The sequence below is a fragment of the Thioclava sp. L04-15 genome, assembly GCF_002020275.1.
Lineage (GTDB): Bacteria > Pseudomonadota > Alphaproteobacteria > Rhodobacterales > Rhodobacteraceae > Thioclava > Thioclava marina.
Map to the genome: position 1 here is coordinate 1 of NZ_MPZW01000025.1, position 1,462 is coordinate 1,462.

At 59.7% G+C, this 1,462-nt stretch carries 1 protein-coding gene; it reads right to left on the minus strand.

All coding sequences use genetic code 11. The features are described 5' to 3' along the window. Positions 1-23: 23 nt before the first annotated feature. Positions 24-1,385, minus strand: a complete 1,362-nt coding sequence (locus BMI90_RS18425) for an ISKra4 family transposase (protein ID WP_040182552.1) — start codon at positions 1,383-1,385, stop codon at positions 24-26. Positions 1,386-1,462: the final 77 nt, after the last annotated feature.

Consider the following 1,462-nt stretch of genomic DNA (forward strand, 5'->3'; position numbering starts at 1 on the left):
CGGGAGTGGACAAAACATGGGGGTCATGCGGCGCGTTTTCTGTTTGCGACGGTCAGCCGACCATCGAGAACTGCGGCCCTTGTGACGGCTACTCGGTGAGCCCCTTTGGGCGACCACCGCATCCTTCTGCGCTTTCCCATGCGGGCATTGGCAATGTCATCGACTGATCCTTCGGCACGAGATGACGAGATGGGCAGCCCGTTACGGTACCGTCGGCCATAGTCGACAAGGGATTCCATGTTGTTCGCGAGATAGGTGTACAGTGTCCCGCATCGGGCCTGCACACGAGCGGCAGCGGTGCGGACAGCCAAAGGTTCTTCCGCAAGGCGGGTGCAATCGTGCATGAGCCCTTTCAGATAAGTTTCCGCGACCCGTGCTCTGCCATGCCACAGCCACCAGCGAAGGCTTTTCGCGGGGCGCTGGAACAGCACCGGAATTCCAGTGAATCCCGGTATCTGGACCAGACCCTGAACGGCGGCCTCGACATGTCGAATACGCATCGAGATGTGCCACCAGTCGAGGATATGCTTCACCTGGCCGTCGCCACCCATGGCATTCCGTATGAGGTTCGGGAGAGCAAGCTCGCCATCAGAGATTACCGTCAACAGACGGCCCGGCTTCCATCCAAAGTCTGACAGCTCTTCTCGCATCCGGCTGCCTGGCGATGCCGTCGCATTGGCGACCAAGCCAAATCGTCGGCACATATTGCGACTTTCAATCTTACCGACCACAAGATCCAGGTGTCGCTGCTGATACTCCGGTCGACAGCGGATATGCGCACCGTCCAGAAAAACCGTCAAACCCCCTTTGGGAAGTGCTTCAGCGGGATCGCCTGATGCCCTTCGACTTTTCTCGAGCCCCGCGGCTACTCTTCCCAACCGGTCACGCACCGTGGTGTGATGGGGCGGATGGCAGGGGAGGAAGCTTTTCATCAGCCGCGCGGCTTCGCGAAAGGAATGCCGGGACCCGAGTTCCGCATGGAGCCGCTGCAGCTCCGGGGTAGCCCGGTCAGGAAAGAAATAGGCCAGCGGAGAAATAGGTCCGCCGGGCATCGCCGCTGACCTGGCATCACACGAACAGCGGCGCAAGCGCGCGGCTTTGACCCGAACCCGCCCAAAGAGCGTGTCGAGATCGCGCGTGCGATAGTCATGAATGGCACGAACCGAGGCGCAATCCGGGCATACGCGGCTTTCTCGGATGATTTCCTCAACCTGATCGCAAAGAATTGCCCGCTGAATCTGTTCGACAACCCTCTTCCCATCCTCGAGGCGCAACCCGATCCCGTCTGGACAGGTCACCCGGTAGGGTCGTGAAATGCCGTCAAGCTGATGAGTGCGCTTCTCCCCGTTGTCGAAGGTAGTTTCGATTGTAATCCGTACGTCCATGGCAGCCCCACACGCAAAGAACTCACCTTAGCACGGGCCGCAACGACGAAGATGACCCCCATGTTTTGTCCACTCCC